The organism is Rhodococcus sp. SJ-2 (genome assembly GCF_053750035.1).
This window is the reverse complement of the sequence record NZ_CM132340.1, coordinates 2,677,729-2,695,266: the sequence shown is the minus strand read 5'-3', so window position 1 is coordinate 2,695,266 and position 17,538 is coordinate 2,677,729. Positions and strand designations below refer to the sequence as shown.

Annotated in this window: 13 protein-coding genes, 2 rRNA genes and 1 pseudogene; 4 read left to right on the top strand and 12 right to left on the bottom strand. The window is 60.8% G+C overall.

Going from position 1 to position 17,538, the window contains the following annotated elements:
- Positions 1-25: 25 nt before the first annotated feature.
- From ACSYG9_RS12615 to ACSYG9_RS12575, 9 genes are all read right to left on the bottom strand, one after another.
- Complete coding sequence (locus ACSYG9_RS12615; RefSeq protein WP_454842691.1) at positions 26-1,303, bottom strand: MlaD family protein; 1,278 nt, start codon at positions 1,301-1,303, stop codon at positions 26-28.
- Positions 1,300-2,409 carry an MCE family protein gene (locus tag ACSYG9_RS12610; RefSeq protein WP_454842690.1) on the bottom strand — a complete coding sequence of 370 codons (1,110 nt, stop codon included), beginning with the start codon at positions 2,407-2,409 and terminating at the stop codon, positions 1,300-1,302. The genes ACSYG9_RS12615 and ACSYG9_RS12610 overlap by 4 nt, the downstream gene beginning before the upstream one ends.
- On the bottom strand, positions 2,406-3,512 hold the full coding sequence (locus ACSYG9_RS12605) for an MCE family protein (RefSeq protein WP_454842688.1): 1,107 nt from the start codon (positions 3,510-3,512) through the stop codon (positions 2,406-2,408). Before ACSYG9_RS12605 ends, ACSYG9_RS12610 begins: the two co-directional genes overlap by 4 nt.
- The gene (locus ACSYG9_RS12600) at positions 3,509-4,561 is read right to left on the bottom strand and encodes an MCE family protein (RefSeq protein WP_454842686.1); all 1,053 of its coding nucleotides are present in this window, start codon (positions 4,559-4,561) and stop codon (positions 3,509-3,511) included. The genes ACSYG9_RS12605 and ACSYG9_RS12600 overlap by 4 nt, the downstream gene beginning before the upstream one ends.
- A gap of 4 nt (positions 4,562-4,565) precedes the next feature.
- Positions 4,566-5,603: an MCE family protein gene (locus ACSYG9_RS12595; RefSeq protein ID WP_454842684.1), complete on the bottom strand. Its 1,038-nt coding sequence runs from the start codon at positions 5,601-5,603 to the stop codon at positions 4,566-4,568.
- Positions 5,600-6,871 (bottom strand): MlaD family protein, encoded by a 1,272-nt coding sequence (locus tag ACSYG9_RS12590; protein WP_454842682.1) that lies wholly within the window; start codon positions 6,869-6,871, stop codon positions 5,600-5,602. Before ACSYG9_RS12590 ends, ACSYG9_RS12595 begins: the two co-directional genes overlap by 4 nt.
- A 36-nt stretch (positions 6,872-6,907) precedes the next feature.
- Positions 6,908-7,762 carry an ABC transporter permease gene (locus ACSYG9_RS12585; protein ID WP_454842681.1) on the bottom strand — a complete coding sequence of 285 codons (855 nt, stop codon included), beginning with the start codon at positions 7,760-7,762 and terminating at the stop codon, positions 6,908-6,910.
- A gap of 1 nt (position 7,763) precedes the next feature.
- Complete coding sequence (locus ACSYG9_RS12580) at positions 7,764-8,624, bottom strand: MlaE family ABC transporter permease (protein WP_247274599.1); 861 nt, start codon at positions 8,622-8,624, stop codon at positions 7,764-7,766.
- 354 nt (positions 8,625-8,978) lie between these two features.
- The gene (locus tag ACSYG9_RS12575; RefSeq protein ID WP_454842679.1) at positions 8,979-9,551 is read right to left on the bottom strand and encodes a TetR/AcrR family transcriptional regulator; all 573 of its coding nucleotides are present in this window, start codon (positions 9,549-9,551) and stop codon (positions 8,979-8,981) included.
- Between the two features lie 239 nt (positions 9,552-9,790).
- Here ACSYG9_RS12575 and ACSYG9_RS12570 point away from each other — a divergent pair, with 239 nt between their 5' ends.
- The 3 genes from ACSYG9_RS12570 (at position 9,791) to ACSYG9_RS12560 (ending at position 12,481) form a co-directional block, all read left to right on the top strand.
- The gene (locus tag ACSYG9_RS12570; protein WP_454842678.1) at positions 9,791-11,059 is read left to right on the top strand and encodes a cytochrome P450; all 1,269 of its coding nucleotides are present in this window, start codon (positions 9,791-9,793) and stop codon (positions 11,057-11,059) included.
- 16 nt (positions 11,060-11,075) lie between these two features.
- On the top strand, positions 11,076-11,852 hold the full coding sequence (locus ACSYG9_RS12565) for a 3-oxoacyl-ACP reductase FabG (RefSeq protein ID WP_440127476.1): 777 nt from the start codon (positions 11,076-11,078) through the stop codon (positions 11,850-11,852).
- Between the two features lie 203 nt (positions 11,853-12,055).
- Positions 12,056-12,481, top strand: a complete 426-nt coding sequence (locus ACSYG9_RS12560; protein WP_440127475.1) for a lipopolysaccharide assembly protein LapA domain-containing protein — start codon at positions 12,056-12,058, stop codon at positions 12,479-12,481.
- A 700-nt stretch (positions 12,482-13,181) separates the two neighbouring features.
- Here the strand turns inward: ACSYG9_RS12560 and ACSYG9_RS12555 are convergent.
- A complete protein-coding gene (locus tag ACSYG9_RS12555; protein ID WP_454842677.1) occupies positions 13,182-13,547 on the bottom strand; it encodes a MerR family transcriptional regulator in 366 nt (121 codons plus the stop codon).
- A gap of 16 nt (positions 13,548-13,563) precedes the next feature.
- Between ACSYG9_RS12555 and ACSYG9_RS12550 the strand changes: the two are divergent.
- Positions 13,564-13,770 (top strand): annotated as a pseudogene (locus ACSYG9_RS12550) (hypothetical protein); the annotation flags it as partial.
- A gap of 172 nt (positions 13,771-13,942) precedes the next feature.
- Here the strand turns inward: ACSYG9_RS12550 and rrf are convergent.
- Together rrf and ACSYG9_RS12540 are read right to left on the bottom strand one after the other, a co-directional pair.
- Positions 13,943-14,059 (bottom strand): 5S ribosomal RNA (gene rrf / locus ACSYG9_RS12545).
- Positions 14,060-14,195: 136 nt separating this feature from the next.
- A 23S ribosomal RNA gene (locus ACSYG9_RS12540) occupies positions 14,196-17,330 on the bottom strand.
- Positions 17,331-17,538 lie beyond the last annotated feature (208 nt).

Sequence of the window (17,538 nt, the reverse complement as noted above, 5' to 3'; positions counted from 1 at the left end):
GGGCTGATGTGCACGAATGTTTCGGTCACCGCGGGTGGATGTATTCGGCAGGCGGACCTCCGTAGGTCAAGGGAACCGACAGCGGCCCAATCGGAGTCGGGTCGGCGGTACGAGCCGGGTCTGCACCCGGCGGAAGCGCGGCCTCCCCTTCCTCCCCGGGCGGCCGGGGAGCGTTCCGGGCGCCACGGATGAGAACCGACGGATCGGGGTTGTTGCAGTAGGTATACAGGTAGGGCTCCGGAAAATCCGGGACCGCCGGTGGCCGACGAGGAAGGTCGTAATCGCAGGTGTAACGCGGATACAAATTGACGTACGCCCATATACCGCCGTCATGGAACGCTGATCCGATCGCCTCGAGTGTCGAGCCGTCCCGCTCGGTCGGGAAGAAGAACTCCTGCAGAGCCGGCACCCGTAGGTATGCCATCTGTGAGACCGTCGCAAGATTGCCGAGCAGTTGCACCATCGTCGGCGAATTGTCTGCGATGATCGAGTCGATTGCGCCGAGGGTCGCGGGAGCAGTGTCGACGAAGGTCCGGAAACCCGCGTCCATCTCCTCGGCGCCTTGCAGCAGTCCGGACAGGTTGGCCGATGTGGACTGAAGGCCCGGGCTACCCTCGGCAAGCGTATTGAGAACCACCTTGCTTGTATTGAGTACCGAAACAGTTTGCGGCAAGACGGAATCGAGCGTCGAGATGAGGAAGGTCCCTCCGTCGATGATGTCGGACAGCTTGTCGGGCGCCTCGGGGCCGACTCCCAGCTCCTCGACGATCACCTGGACTTCGGCGGGATCGATCTGTGCGAGCATCCCGTCGAGATCGTTCATCAGGTCGGACAGCGGAACCGGCGTGGAGGTATCTCGGGTCGAGATCACAGCGCCGTCCGTCAGGTACGGTCCGTCGTCGGTGGCCGGACGGAAGTCGAGGTACTGCTCCCCCGCAAGCGACAGGCCCGCGACACGAACCTCGGATCCTTGGGGAATCTTCGTCTTCGAATCGATCGAAGCAACCGCAACCACACCGTCATCGGTGAGATCCACCGATGTCACACGGCCCACCGGAACTCCGCGCAACGTCACGTCGCGATCGGGGAGAATGCCGCCGGACTGATCGAAATGCACCTGTACCTGGATCTTTCGGTCTGCAGGATTGAGTTCGAAGACGCCGAACACCAGATAGACGATTCCGAGCACGAGAGTCGTGGCGAGCGCCGTCAAGGACAATCCGAGACGATGCCGATACCCCGTCCGGACCGCACCGACTACCGGTGCTGCCATCCGGTCTGTCACACTCATCTTCTCGGTCACCCGCCCGCTCCTGTCAACCTGCCCTGCAGACGCAGCAAGGAATGGGTGATGGCACCCACCATCGTGTCGATGTCCGATGTCTCAGGAAGCCGGCTTCCAGGATCACCGGAATGTCCGGGCGATGGAATCGCACCGATGATCAGTTGCTCCCAGTCTGCGTCCGCGTGCGCCGACGTCGAGTTGGTGACTTTCATGATCGGAGCGAGCAGGCTGTTGACGCTCTCGAGGCTTGCACCCGGTGCCGTCGCTGCGTTGTTGAGTTCCGCCGCTATCCGATTGATGTCGGCGACCATCGACCGCGTATCCGTTCCGTTGACCGACGGAAATTTGGCCATCTGTGCACTGATCCGATCCACCTGGGTCACGAGGTCGAGTATCTCCGCGGTGTCTGCGGCGACGACGTCGAGCGCCGGACCGGCCGCAGCAACGACCTCTCGGATCGTCGACTTTCTTTCCGCCAGTGTGGCGATGAGCATGTCGGTCTGTGTCAGGGAGTGCTCGATCTCGGCCGATCGTTCACCGAGTTGCGCAACCAGGAGGGCGGATTCGTCGAGAAGGCTCTCGATGTTCGCGCCCCGACCGTCGACCGCTTCACCGAGCCCGTTCACGATCTTCGTGAGGTTGCGTACCGCACCGCCGTTGACGAGTATCGATGCGGTCGAAAGCAACTCCTCGATGGTTGCGGCCGCCGACGTGTCCGTGATCGGAATTGCGTCGCCGTCGGCGAGTGGGGGCGCAGCCGCAGCGTACCCTTCGGGTGCCTGTAGCGCGACGAAGACATCTCCGAGGGGGGTCGCCGAGCGCAGTTCGGCACCGCTACCTGCGGGCACCACGACGCCCTCCGCGATGCGCATGGTCACGGTCGCCTGATAGGCCTGAACCGACATCGCCTCGACCTCGCCCACATCCACACCCTCGAGCTTGACCTTCGCCTTCGTCGGGAGGTTCAGAGCGTTCTCGAATGTCGCCGTGAGCGTGTACGAGTCACCGTCCATACCCGGAGCAGGCAGCGGGAGCTGTTCCAGCCCCACCGAGCAGGCAACCGTCGACGTCGCCGCGATCATCACACACGCTGCGCCCGCGCTTCGTCTGATCCTGAGATTCACTGATGCATCCCCGCTAGTCCTTCGAGCATCCCCGACATCCCGAAATCCGGGCCGAAGTCGCGAACGGTGCCTGTGTCACAACCCAGATCCTGCATTCCCATGAGATTGCAGATCTCCTTGACCACCATGCCGTCGAACGCGACTCGCTCGAGCAACCCGTGCACGCGCGCCCCGCCGTTCTCCTGGTCCATGACGTTGTGGGCATTGTTGAGCAGGAGCGGGGTCAAGTCCAGAAACTCGCCGATCTCCCTCTGATAGTCGGCGAGCGCACGGGTGAGGGTCTCGGCGTTCGTCGCAGTCGATTGCACCGCACCGCGATTGGCCACGAGCAGATCGTTGGTCTGCATCAGTATGTCGTTGATCATGGTTCCGGTGTCGCCCAGACCGATGCCGGATTCGGCCAGTACGGCGCTGATCCGACTCGTCGCTTCACCGAACTCGCGGATGTCCTGGTCGTTGGTCGCAGCGGCTTCGGACAGCACGGCCAGGTTGTCGACGATCGCGGTGAGTTCGGTGCGGGTCTTGGCGCCTCCGTCGGGGCCGAGTGTCAACGCCTCCGACAACGTACCGAGGGCGGATCTGATACTGCTGCCCTGTCCGTCCGTCATGGCCGCACCTGCCGCGAGGAGTTCGGCGACGGCTCCGTTCCCCTCGCCGTCGCCTTGCAGTTCGAGGGCCATGGTGTCGGCCATCGCGAGGAGTCGGTCGAACTCGATGGGGGTCTTGGTGCGTTCGGGCCCGATCAGGGCCTCGTCTGCAAGGGTGTCACCACCGCTGTACGCAGGGGTCAGCTCCACGTGCCGGTCTGTCAGAACCGACGTCGATACCGCAACTGCTTGCGCGTCGGACGGGATATCCACGGACCCGTCGATACTCATCGTCACTGCCACATGAGTCCCCTGCGGTTCGATCGCGGTCACCCGGCCGACCTTGATACCCAGCACCGCCACGGTGTTCCCGACGTAAAGCCCTGCACCGTTGTCGAACTGTGCGGTGACGGTGATCTGGTCGTGGCCGGCGAACCACGATCGGACTCCGACGAACGCAGCCCCTGCAACAACGGCAATCACCGCCACTATCGACAACCATCTACGTGTCTTCATTGGCAGTCCTCGAAATAGGGAGGGAGCGAATGGAGTTCGGCATTTCCGCTGATCGCGCACATCCACGAGTCGATGAACGGTCCGGCAACGGAGGTGAAATCCAGTTCGGGTCCGGTACCCGTCGCGTTCGTGAAGTTGCGGATCGGGACCGGAAGGATCTGAAGAATGTTGCGGAGCAGTGCATCCTGATTGCCCAGACTCTGCAGCATCGAGTCGAGATCGGCGATCAATGCGTCGATTGACGCGCGATCGTCGACGACGATCGTATGCAGCTGCTGCACAAGACCACTGGTGGACGACAACAACCTCTCCACCAGATTCTGACGCAGCGTCAGCTCATTCACCATGTCGGTCCCATCACGCACGAGTGAACCGAGATCGGCCTGCTGCGCACGAATGATTTCGGTGAGCTGATAGGTCGCGGATACCAGCGATCCGATCTGACCTCGCCGGTCGGCGATGACCCCCGACAGGTTCTCGACGTTTTCCAAAGCCTGCGGCATCAGCGCCGGAAGGCCGTCCAGTTCTCCGGAGAGTTCGGTCAGCGTCGCGCCCAGCCGTTCCGCATCGACCTGCTCGAAGGTGGTCGTCGCATCGGCGAGTACAGATTGGAGATCGTACGGGACAACGGTATTGGACAGGCGGATTCGATTGTCCGGGATGCTCCCTTCTCCTGCAGGGCGCAACTCGACGTAGCGCGACCCCAGCAGCGTGGTGAGTTTGATCGACGCCACGGTGTCCGCGCCCAGGCTCACACCCTTGTCGATCTTCATCTCGACGACCACGTGATCACCCTCGAGGCGCGCACCTTCGACAGTGCCGACCTGGATCCCCGCCACCGTCACACCGTCACCGGGTGCGATCTGAGCCGCCTGGACGAATTCCGCTTCATAGGTCGACTTTCCGAAGCCCAGATTGGCAACCCCGACTGTCGCGACCAACACGGCAATGATCGCCACCACGGTCACCACACCGAGAGCGACAGCGCTGTACGACTCGACCGGTCGCAACCGAAATCTCCGAGCGAATGTCGATCCTGTCCGTGTCATTCCGTCACCTGCAGATCGGGGAGTTCTTGATTTCGCCGCCGGGAGTGGCCCCCGCCACGATCGACGGAATGACATGACTCAGTTCGGGAACGAGGGTTGCGTTGATGCTGCACAGGTAGGCGTTCAGGTAGGAACCGTCCTCACTCACACGGGCCAACCCCTTCAGAAGGCCGGGGAGGTTGAATCCGAAGTACTCCCACGTTGGCTTGGTGTCGACGAAGTGGCCGGTGAAACCTGGTTGTCTGCGCAGGATTTCCTGCAGGTCCGGCTGCACCTCGCCGGTGAGCGATGCAAGGCTGTCGGCGGTGGTGGCGATCGTGTCGAGCGAACCGACGAGCTCCGGGCGCCGGGCATTCAGCTCCGCGAAGATCGAATGGGCGCCGGTGATCACCGAGTCGATCTCACCGCTCTGTGACGCGAGGTCGGAGATGATGCCGTCGAGGTTCACAATGATGTCACCGAGGATTCGGTCCGGCTCGGCCATCGACTCCGCAAGTCTCGATGTCTCCGCCACCAGGGTGCTCACGGATCCGCCGTCACCTTGGAGTGCAGCGATCACAGCGGCTGTGATGTTGTCGACCTGTTCTGGATCGAGCACGCTGAAGAGCGGTTCGAAACCGTTGAGCAACACGGAGATGTCGAAGGACGGTTCGGTCCGCTCCACCGGGATCTCCGACCCCGCCTCCAAGATCGCGGTGTCCGGGTGCTCCCCCAACGACAGGCCGAGATAGCGCTGCCCGATGATGTTCTGATAGGTGATCGACGCCTCGGTGTTCGCGAACACCTGCTGCGTCGAGTCGATGCTGAAGGAGACTCGCGCAACCGTGTCGTCGAGAGAGATCGAGTCGACGCGCCCCACACGGACGCCGGCCATCCGCACGTCGTCACCGACACGTAGGCCCGACACATCGCTGAACACCGCGGAATAGGCACTTGTCGAGCCTTGGACGCCTCGCTGGAGTGTGACCACGACCGGCCAGGTCAACCCTGCAGAAATCAACAGGAACACGACGAGCCCGATCAACGGCTTCCGGATCGTCATCGCGGCGCTCCTTCCGGCTCGGGGACCACCCTGATGTCGGCGCCACGTGTGATGGGTCCGAGAAGGAGATCTGCGGCCGCACCCAGATCACCGCCGAGAATCTGATCGACGATCTCCTTCTCTGCGGGCCCACCTACCTGCCCCACGTTGCCTCCGATCGGCGCTCGCTCGATAGTGCGTGTGGCCGCGAGTTGTTCGGTTACCGGCGGTGCCCCGGTGTCGGGCGCCGTGGAACAGCTCGGTGCAGCCAGCTCTCCGTAGCGAGGACAGTCTGTGCGCGTGTATGCGATATGGGGCGTCGCCTGGAAGACGAACACTCCCCTGCCGTTCTGCTGGCCGGCGGGCCAGAATTCCGTCCACCACTTTCCCGAGATCCAATTCATTCTGGTGACGATCGGGGTGAATTCGTGAGCACCGTCGGCCACTACTCCCAGCACCGGTTCGAGCTCAGTAGTGATCCCGATGATTCGGTCGGTGTTGTTCTCGAGCGAAGTTGCCATCGTGGAGAGGGTATTGGCACTCCCGAAGAACAAGGTGGACAGCTGTTCCTGCTTCTCCGCGATTGTCCGCATGGGTACGACGGCATGGTTCACAGCGTCGAGCAACTCCGGCGCCGAATGCTGCAAACCCTCCACTGCATTCGCCAGCGCGGTCAATGTCGACGGACTGCCGTCGGGTGTGACGACCGCATTGACCTCGCGTACGATTCGCTGCAATTGTGCACCGGCCCGGACGATGTCGTCTCCCCGCCGATCGGTCGCCTGCGCCACTGTAGCGAGGACACCCAGGGTTTCCTGCGAGCTCAGGCGCGCGGTCGCGGCGGTGAGGTCGCGAAGCTTCGTCAGTGCTGTCTGGAGCTGCACAGTGGAGAGACTCTCGTCCTGCAGGATCGTTGCCCCCTGCTCGAGGTGGGGTGCGGGGCCGTTGTCTACAAGCTGGACCGACGACACGGCGAAGACATTGCTGGGGACCACACGCGCAGTCACTGTCGCGGGAATTCCATCGAGGTACTCGGGCCGGATCGAGATGTTCACCACGTTGGGGCCGTCCCCGTCGGGGAGGGTGACGTCGTCGACCTGCCCGACCAGTACACCCCGGAACTTGACGTCGGATCTCGCGGGCAGACCGTCTCCGACGTCCGTGAGCGCCGCGGTGACGTGGTGGCCCTTGTCGAATACCCCGTTCATCTTGGCGAGAATTCCCGCGACCAACAGCATCGCCACCACAAGAGCGATGGCTCCTCGCAGCATCAGACCGCGTACGGTCACCCGATTCGGGTCACTCTCCAATAGGAATGACATGGCCTACCCCCCGAGCCTTGCCCCGGAGCCGAGGCCCCAGAACAGGAGAGTCAGAAGCAGATTCATCACGATCATCGCCGAGATGCTGGCGCGCATCGCTCGTCCGGCTGCAGTGCCGACGCCCTGGGGGCCGCCGGCCGCGTAGTAGCCGTAGTAGCACTGGATCGTCGTGGTGATGATGACGAAGAGGATGGTCTTGAGCAATGAGTAGACGACGTCGGATCCACTGAGCACCAGTGAGAAATAGTGTTCGTAGGTTCCGGACGAAACACCCCCCGCCATGCCGATCACCACCTGTACCGCGACATAGTTGACCGCCAGGCAGACCAAGTACAGCGGTATCACTGCCACCACCGATGCCAGGAGACGCGTGGTGACGAGAAACGGTATCGAACGGATCGCGAGCGTCTCCATTGCATCGATCTCTTCGGAGATCCTCATCGCGCCGAGTTGGGCAGTGAAACGGCAGCCGGCCTGTGCCGCGAAGGCCAGAGAGGCCATGATGGGCGCAAGTTCACGGGTCGTGGCCGTCGACGAGATCATTCCGGTGGCAGGCTCGAGACCGAGGAGGTGCAGCGCGTTGTATCCCTCGATCGCCACGATCGCACCGGCAGCTGCGCCGAGCACGATTATCACGCCTGCCGTCCCGCCTCCGACGACGAGCGAGCCGTTCCCCCAGGTGACGTCGGAGAGGATCCGAAGAAACTCCTTGCGGTAATGCCGCAGCGTGGTGGGGATCGCAGCGATTGCCCGCACCAGGAAGGTCACCATGTGACCGAGCCGGGCAATCACTGTCACCTGACTGCTCACCGCGGTGACAATGGGTCTTATGCCCGGAGGGAAATAACGGGAAGCCACTTCAGAACCCCGTCCGCGGGAACAGCAGCACGTAAAGCTGGGTGAAAGCGACATTGACAACCATGAGGAGAAGAATCGACGCGACCACTGTCGCGTTCACCGAGTTCGCCACACCCGCGGGGCCCCCGCTGGTCGACAGTCCCTTCTGACACGCGACCACCGCGACGATCGCCCCGAACACCATGGCCTTGATCATCGTGAGGACGAAATCGCCGACCGTCGCGAACGAGGCGAAGGTAGCGACGAAGCTACCCGGTGTTCCGTTCATCACGAAGGTGTTGAACAGGTAGCCGGAAAGAAATCCGACGAAGCACACGAGTCCGGTCAGTGCGAGACCGACCAGGATCGCCGCGGCGAACCGCGGAACCACCAGTCGCCGGACCACCGAGATCCCCATTACTTCAAGAGCGTCGATCTCGTCTCTGATCTTCCGCGAACCGAGGTCTGCACACACGGCCGAGCCCGCTGCCGACGCCATCAACAGCGCCGCAACCATCGGAGCGCCCTGCTTGATCACGGCGAGACCACTCGCCGCCCCCGCGAGGGAGGTCGCTCCGACCTGCCCGGCGAGCAACCCGAACTGGATCGAGAGAGTCACTCCGATCGGGATCGCAACGAACATTGTGGGCAGTGCGGACGCCGAAGCCATGAATGCCGCTTGACGGATGAACTCCGCGAAGGGAAAACGAAGAGTCGCGATGTCCACGACGAGATGCTGGATGGTTCGGACTCCGAGCTTGCACTGTTCGCCCACAGTTGCAAGGGCTGCCACGGGGTGACGTCGAACGTATCCCCGCGCCCATTCGTCGATCTCATCGGTGGCGGACTGCTCATGCGTGGAAGTGGAACCCTCTTCTGCCACAGTCGATCCCCTTCGCGAGCGGAAGAATTCGAAGAGCACAGCCGATACCGGATCGGCCTTCGCTCATACTCTGCACGAAAGATGCTGTGCGCGTGCGAAAATGAACTCGACTCACACCGAGGAGCGATTCCGGCCCGGCCGCGAAGAACAAGCAGCCCGAACGCACCTTGAATCAGGCACCCCGGCCGCACATCCCCCGATACTCCCAACCGAGCCGGTCACTCCACGAACGAGCATCTGACATGCATCAAAGTAGAAGAGAGTTCTCGCAAATGCAATGATCGTTTACGGACGCGCATCGACGAAACGCGGATAAATGCGCTTATACATAGCTTCACCTGCAGAGACGGCAAATCAATCGAATTTGCTCAACACCCACTCGACAAGTTCGGCCGTCTCCGCGTGACCTCCCGTCACCCCCAGAGACTCCTCCATCACCAGCACACGCGACAAACTCGTCATGAGCACCGAGACCACAACCGGATGTATCTTCTCGGAGAGGTTCACGCGGTCGAGGACTTTGTCGAGCGCCTCTCGCTGACCGACGCGGAACTGTTCGGAATAGTTCGCAATTTCTTTCCGCAGCGCCTCACGATGACGTGACATCGCGATGAACTCCATGGTCACGGCGACGCCCGCAGGGTTCGTACTGAATTCCCACAGCGCCCGAAGCGGGTTGGGCGCGTCCGCCAGCGCGGACTGGACAGCAAGACCCTCCTCCGCACGGCGGCGGAAGATCTCCAGGAAGAGGTCGTCCATCGTCCTGAAGTAGTAGTGCACCAGCTGCGGCTTCAAGCCGGCAGCATCAGCAACCTTCCTGGATGTCACGGCAGCGTAGCCCTTTTCGATCATCAACGCCTCGGCCGCGTCGAGCAGGACCGTTCGATTCTTCGCATCCGGTGCACCGAGCCTGCGCGACGACGCCATCCATCGACCTCCATTCACCAGTTGCACGGCTGCAACTTTGCGACATCCTAGCGCGGATAACCTGTGTGATGTTGACCATATCCCGCCGAGTATGTTATCCATTACACACGCAATGCTATGCAGGTGCACAGCGCCTGGAGCAGACCCCTCGCGGGCCGGGCTCCCGACCGACTGGGTAGTTCAATCAACCTGCGCAGCAACGCATTATGCAGCACATGAGGTTCCTCAGGAGGCTTCATTTGATCGACTTCGATACGAAGGACTACTTCACCGACCAGTCCTTCGTCGCCGACCCCCACCCGTTCTTCGACTATCACCGCTCGAAGTGCCCGGTACGACGGCTGGAAGCTTCACAGAACGTCATTGCAGTCACCGGATACGACGAGGTGCTGGCAGTCCTCCGCGATACAGCGAGCTTCTCCAATATCGTCGCTCCGATCGGCCCATTCCCTCCGCTACCGTTTCCAGTTGAGGGAAACGACATCAACCTGCAGATCGATGCACACCGCGAGCAGTTTCCGATGTACGAGCACCTGGTCACCATGGACCCACCGCAGCATTCACAGACTCGTCGCCTCGTGAGCGGACTGTTCACGCCGCGCAGACTCGACGAGAACGAACACTTCATGTGGGAACTGTGCGATCAGCTGATCGATCAGTTCCACTCGTCCGGCAGATTCGAGGCTCTCTTCGGTTACGGCGTTCCGTTTGCGCTGTTGACGATTGCCGACCTACTCGGTGTTCCGGCCGAACACCATGAGTCGTTCGCCCGGCATCTCAACGCACAGAAAGTCGGCTCGACCGAGGGCGAATCATTGGGTGCCAATCCCCTCGAGTTTCTGGACGAAAAGTTCACAGCATTCCTCGAAGAACGCCGACGCGAACCGCGCGACGACGCCCTGACGATCCTGGCCGACGCGAGATACCCGGACGGAGAAGTTCCCGACGTCGTCGAACTGGTTCGAATCGCCACCTTCCTCTTCGGTGCCGGTCAGGACACGACGGCCCGGCTCATCACCTCGATGCTGCTCCAAATCGCCGAGAACCAGGATCTGCAGACGCAACTTCGCGAAGACCGCACCCTGATCCCGCCATTCATCGAAGAGATGCTTCGCATGGAAGGCCCCGTCAAGAGCGACTTTCGTCTTGCACGCAAGACGACGACCGTGGGGGATGTGAAGATCCCGGCAGGCACGGTGGTCATGGTGTCGCTTCCCGCGGCAAATCGCGACCCGTCGCGCTTCGAGAAGCCCCATGAGCTTCGGATCGATCGCGAGAATGCACGTGAACATGTCGCCTTCGGCCGAGGAGTCCATTCATGTCCAGGCGGGCCATTGGCACGCGTCGAGGCACGCGTGACGATCGAGCGGATCCTCGACCGCATGCGCGACATTCGGGTATCTGAAGCCCGGCACGGCCCCGCGCATGACCGTGACTTCAGCTACGAACCGACCTACATCCTGCGCGGCCTTGCCGAGCTCCATCTCGAGTTCACCCCCGTCGGCTGAAAGGACGATTTCCCACATGGTCGACAACACCAGCAGCATCGAGGCGAGGACGAGGGTCGCAGTCGTCACCGGAGCAGGCTCCGGCATCGGGCTCTCGGTCGCCCGACAACTCGCCGCGCTGCACCACCCCGTCGCGTTGCTCGACCTGAGCGGCTCCGCAGCACAGCAAGCCGCGGATGAACTGAACGAAAACGGCGCGACGGCACGCGCATTCGAGGTCGACGTCGTCGATCGGCCCGGTGTGGATGCTGCCATGGAAAAGGTCCGCGCCGAACTCGGCGCGGTGAAGATCATGGTCACGAGCGCCGGAATCGAAGCAACCGCTCCGTTCACCGACATCGATCTCTCCGACTGGAAACGCATCATCGACGTCAACCTCACCGGCACATTCAACAGCGTGCAGTCAGCAGTACCCGACATGGTCGAAGCGGGTTGGGGTCGCATCATCACGATTTCATCGTCCAGTGCACAGTCCGGCGCCCCGGATCGAGCGCACTACGTCGCGTCGAAGGGCGGAGTCATCGCACTCACCAAAGCCCTGGCATACGAACTTTCTCCGAAAGGCATTACTGCCAACACGATTCCTCCGTCCATCATCGATACTCCGATGGCGCGAGCAGCCGAGGAATCCGGCGAGATGCTGATCAACTTCGAGGCACTCGCCAGCATGACGCCCGTTCGCCGGACGGGGACACCGCACGACGTTGCGGCAGCGACAGCGTTCCTCTGCTCTGACGATGCCGGCTTCATCACCGGTCAGGTCATCGGCGTCAACGGAGGCTGGTACCTCTGACCCAAGTACGGGGAGGCATGTGGCGACTGTGATGGGAGTCGTCATTCGGGGGATGGAGAAGTGTCCGGGGGATTCTCATCGGGTCCCTCGGACACTTCCGGCGCACACCGGGTGCAAAGTCTCGTATCGGGGCAGATGGAACTGTATCGACCACCGCATCCGGACCGGAATAGTCGGAACCGAACGTGGGTACCCGACTGCACATGCCAACCACCTCGAGGGGCCCAGAAGATCCGGACCGCGATCTCTCATCACCACCACCGCACAGCGATGTCCCCGTCCCGCCTTCGGGCGCGACGCCGGATCCTGACGCCACGAGTGACCTGCACCCTGACCTCGTCAGAGGAAAGGGCATCAGACGGACCCGCACCGGCGCGTTGTGGACCGCCCTGGTTACCGGCGTCCTCATTCTGCTGTTGCTGCTGGTGTTCATCCTGCAGAATCTCGACAGCATCACGCTGGAACTGTTCGGGTGGGACTTCTCGCTGCCCCTGGGTGTGGCGTTGCTGTTCGCAGCTATTGCTGGTGCGGCGATAGTCGGACTCACAGGGGGTCTCCGGATCCTGCAACTGCGGCATGCCGCCAACAGACAGCGCAACCTCAGTGCCGGCTCACGAAGTCGCTCCTGACCAGCGACGGCAGCTCGTTCACGTTCGACACCCAGTCAGCAGCTAGTCCTGCACCGGGTTCCGCAAAATTCTCAGAACCACGAGCACCGCACACGCTGTCAGTGCGCCAGCGGCTGTCGCCATAGCCGGAGATCCCTGGAATACAACTACCGACCCTGCGCAGAGCACACAGATGACCGTGGCCATCAGGAAGACCGGCCAGTCGGTTCCAACGGTGCGGGGCCACCTGTGAATCGCGGTCGGCAGTGATGTCATATCTTCGTATACCCCCGTGCCCCACGGTTTTACACCTTCTCACCGGATCTCGACAAGCTTCGAATCCGCCGCTGTCACGATTTCAGATGCCGACCATGTCGTTCTATGCCGCCGGCGGCTGGAGAAGCAAAGGCGACCGGCGCTCGGCGTCGAGGATTGTGGCGCAGCTCGGGCACAGCATCCGCGTTGTGATCATCCAGCCGTTGGTGCAAGCGTACGTGTCGGCGATCTCTCGGCTGCCTGCAGTAACGCGATACCCGTGGTCGCAGTGATCGCACCGAAAAATCCAATGATGATATCCCGGTGTAGGAGCTGTTTCACGCTGCAGCATCGCAAATCTTTCTATCCGAGGAATAGTATCCGTACTCGCGCAACGACCGCGCAGCAGTCGACCCAGGACACTATTACCCCACGGGTCGAAGGCTGAACCGTGCCAGCTGCATATTTATGGTGGAGGCCGGAGGCGCAGCGCCGGGGCGCCTTCCTTCTCGTAAGCACCGAGCATCGAGCGCAGGTAGGCATTGTCCTCCTCGAGACGCTGATTGCGGGCATCCAGGTGAAGGATGCGTCCGATTCCGGCGATGTTGACTCCGCCGGCAACGAGTGCAGTGATGTGCCGCAAGGCCGCCACGTCGTCGGCGTCACTGTAGCGGCGGGTACCTCCGGGAGTGCGGTCCGGAGCGATCAGGCCGCGTCGTTCGTACAGCCGCAGAGTCTGCGGGTCTATACCGGTCAGGCCGGCGGTCACCGAAATGCCGTAGACCCCGGTTCGTGGACTTTGACAGCCGTAGACAGAAGTACGAGGCAGCATCCGGAGGTGACAGACGATGTTGATGCGCCCCGGCCCGTTTCGCGACTTCGATCGTTTGGGTCAGCAGTTACTCGGCACGACGGCCAGACCCGCAGTAATGCCGATGGACGCGTGGCGGGAGGGCAGCAGTTTCATCGCGGAATTCGGCTTACCTGGGGTAGATCCCGAATCCATCGACCTCGACGTCGAGCAGAACGTTCTGACGACGCCCGGTGGGCACCCGAAACCGAAACCGGCACCCCGACCGAACACCACCCGCCCCCACACGAAACCCACACACTGAAAACAACAAGAGCCAGGGAGGACAGGGACACCATCCCCGCCCTCCCTGAACTCTCTCCACCTACGAAAACACGAAAGGGACCCCACAACGTGGGGCCCCTCTCGGAACAAATGCACGGCGGCGACCTACTCTCCCACACCCTGACGAGTGCAGTACCATCGGCGCAGACAGGCTTAGCTTCCGGGTTCGGAATGGGACCGGGCGTTTCCCCATCGCTATAACCACCGTAACTCTATGAAACTATACCCACGCTCACGCGTGTCGAACCGAGTGAACACAGCCCCCTCACATCAGGAGCTCCGCCCACCCAATTCTGACGAATCGGGTGCTGTTTCAGACACCGCACAGTGGACGCGTAACACCTTCATGATAAGTCCTCGGCCTATTAGTACCAGTCACCTCCACACATTACTGCGCTTCCAGTTCCGGCCTATCAACCCGGTGGTCTGCCGGGGGCCTTACCCCAATAAAGGGTGAGAAACCTCATCTTGGAACAGGCTTCCCGCTTAGATGCTTTCAGCGGTTATCCCTTCCGAACGTAGCCAACCAGCCATGCCCCTGGCGGGACAACTGGCACACCAGAGGTTCGTCCGTCCCGGTCCTCTCGTACTAGGGACAGCCTTCCTCAAGTTTCTTACGCGCGCGGCGGATAGAGACCGAACTGTCTCACGACGTTCTAAACCCAGCTCGCGTGCCGCTTTAATGGGCGAACAGCCCAACCCTTGGGACCTACTCCAGCCCCAGGATGCGACGAGCCGACATCGAGGTGCCAAACCATCCCGTCGATATGGACTCTTGGGGAAGATCAGCCTGTTATCCCCGGGGTACCTTTTATCCGTTGAGCGACACCGCTTCCACATGCCGGTGCCGGATCACTAGTCCCGACTTTCGTCCCTGCTCGACCTGTCAGTCTCACAGTCAAGCTCCCTTGTGCACTTACACTCAACACCTGATTGCCAACCAGGCTGAGGGAACCTTTGGGCGCCTCCGTTACATTTTAGGAGGCAACCGCCCCAGTTAAACTACCCACCAGGCACTGTCCCTGAACCCGATCAGGGCCCGAGGTTAGACATCCAATACGATCAGAGTGGTATTTCAACAACGACTCCACAAACACTGGCGTGCCCGCTTCACAGTCTCCCACCTATCCTACACAAACCGAACCGAACACCAATACCAAGCTATAGTGAAGGTCCCGGGGTCTTTTCGTCCTGCCGCGCGTAACGAGCATCTTTACTCGTAATGCAATTTCGCCGAGTCTGTGGTCGAGACAGCAGAGAAGTCGTTACGCCATTCGTGCAGGTCGGAACTTACCCGACAAGGAATTTCGCTACCTTAGGATGGTTATAGTTACCACCGCCGTTTACTGGGGCTTAAATTCTCAGCTTCGCCACCACAAGGGCAGCTAACCGGTCCTCTTAACCTTCCAGCACCGGGCAGGCGTCAGTCCGTATACATCGTCTTACGACTTCGCACGGACCTGTGTTTTTAGTAAACAGTCGCTTCTCTCTGGTCTCTGCGACCCCACCCAGCTCACACCGTAAAGGCGATCACCAGACGAGGTCCCCCTTCTCCCGAAGTTACGGGGGCATTTTGCCGAGTTCCTTAACCACAGTTATCTCGATCGCCTCAGTATTCTCTACCTGACCACCTGTGTCGGTTTGGGGTACGGGCCATGTGAAAGCTCGCTAGAGGCTTTTCTCGGCAGCATAGGATCACTGAATTCACCACAACGGCTACGCATCACCTCTCAGGCACATGAGTGGCGGATTTGCCTACCACTCGCCCTACAGGCTTACACCGGCTATTCCACCAGCCGGCCCAGCTACCTTCCTGCGTCACCCCATCGCTTGACTACTACCACCGAAGGTCCCGTGCATCCACACACCCATCCCCCGAAGGGAACAGACCTGCTTCAGGACGGTTAGTACCAGTGATTCATCAGGGGCGCGTTCACACGGGTACGGGAATATCAACCCGTTGTCCATCGACTACGCCTGTCGGCCTCGCCTTAGGTCCCGACTCACCCTGGGCGGATTAACCTGGCCCAGGAACCCTTGGTCATTCGGCGGACGAGTTTCTCACTCGTCTTTCGCTACTCATGCCTGCATTCTCACTCGCATGGCCTCCACAACTAGTTCACACTGCTGCTTCCACGGCCACACGACGCTCCCCTACCCATCCACACCACTGCACAAGTTTCCGCAGAAACAAGCGTGTGTCATGCGAATGCCGCGGCTTCGGCGGTGTACTTGAGCCCCGCTACATTGTCGGCGCAGGACCACTTGACCAGTGAGCTATTACGCACTCTTTCAAGGGTGGCTGCTTCTAAGCCAACCTCCTGGTTGTCTCAGCGATCCCACATCCTTTTCCACTTAGTACACGCTTAGGGGCCTTAGCCGGCGATCTGGGCTGTTTCCCTCTCGACTACGAAGCTTATCCCCCGCAGTCTCACTGCCGCGCTCTCACACCCTGGCATTCGGAGTTTGGCTGACGTCAGTAACCTTGTAGGGCCCATCGGCCATCCAGTAGCTCTACCTCCAGAGTGAAACACGCGACGCTGCACCTAAATGCATTTCGGGGAGAACCAGCTATCACGGAGTTTGATTGGCCTTTCACCCCTACCCACAACTCATCCCCTCAGTTTTCAACCTAAGTGGGTTCGGGCCTCCACGACGTCTTACCATCGCTTCACCCTGGCCATGGGTAGATCACTCCGCTTCGGGTCTAGAACATGCCACTGCACCGCCCTATTCGGACTCGCTTTCGCTACGGCTACCCCACACGGGTTAACCTCGCGACATGCCACTAACTCGCAGGCTCATTCTTCAAAAGGCACGCCATCACCCACCAGCCACCAAAGACTGCACAGGCTCTGACGGATTGTAAGCGCACGGTTTCAGGTACTATTTCACTCCCCTCCCGGGGTACTTTTCATCTTTCCCTCACGGTACTAGTCCGCTATCGGTCACCAGGGAGTATTCAGGCTTATCGGGTGGTCCCGACAGATTCACACCGGATTTCACGGGCCCGGTGCTACTTGGGTATTCACATCAACAGTCACAGCGTTTTCGTCTACGGGATTCTCACCCTCTACGACAGGCCGTTCCAGACCACTTCGACTAACACCATGATTTCTTACTGTTGGCCGACTCAGCAGCGCCGACACAATGAACCCCACAACCCCACAAGTGCAACCCCTGCCAGGTATCACACACCCATGGTTTGGCCTCTTCCGCGTTCGCTCGCCACTACTGACGGAATCACATATTGTTTTCTCTTCCTGTGGGTACTGAGATGTTTCACTTCCCCACGTTCCCTCCACACGCCCTATATATTCAGGCGCGGGTAACACGACATCACTCGTGCTGGGTTTCCCCATTCGGAAATCCTCGGATCACAGCTCGGTTGACAGCTCCCCGAGGCATATCGCAGCCTCCCACGTCCTTCATCGGCTCCTGGTGCCAAGACATCCACCGTACGCTCATAAACACTTACAACAAAGATGCTCGCGTCCACTGTGCAGTTCTCAAACAACACACAACAACCCCTACCGGAACCCACCCTGAAGGCGGAAAACTTTCGCAGGTCATCGTCGCTGATCAAACACAAACAACGTGTTCTCTCAGGACCCAACAGTGCACCGATATAACCCCTCGAATTCGCCACAGTGGACAAACCCGGATGAGAAGTACTTGTCAGCGTTCC

Bases quoted from the DNA above. Each gene is read 5' to 3' on its own strand.
- ACSYG9_RS12600 (WP_454842686.1), bottom strand. From the start codon at position 4,561: ATGACACGGACAGGATCGACATTCGCTCGGAGATTTCGGTTGCGACCG.
- ACSYG9_RS12555 (WP_454842677.1), bottom strand. From the start codon at position 13,547: ATGCTGCCTCGTACTTCTGTCTACGGCTGTCAAAGTCCACGAACCGGG.
- ACSYG9_RS12595 (WP_454842684.1), bottom strand. From the start codon at position 5,603: ATGACGATCCGGAAGCCGTTGATCGGGCTCGTCGTGTTCCTGTTGATT.
- ACSYG9_RS12560 (WP_440127475.1), top strand. From the start codon at position 12,056: ATGCCAACCACCTCGAGGGGCCCAGAAGATCCGGACCGCGATCTCTCA.
- ACSYG9_RS12565 (WP_440127476.1), top strand. From the start codon at position 11,076: ATGGTCGACAACACCAGCAGCATCGAGGCGAGGACGAGGGTCGCAGTC.
- ACSYG9_RS12605 (WP_454842688.1), bottom strand. From the start codon at position 3,512: ATGAAGACACGTAGATGGTTGTCGATAGTGGCGGTGATTGCCGTTGTT.
- ACSYG9_RS12575 (WP_454842679.1), bottom strand. From the start codon at position 9,551: ATGGCGTCGTCGCGCAGGCTCGGTGCACCGGATGCGAAGAATCGAACG.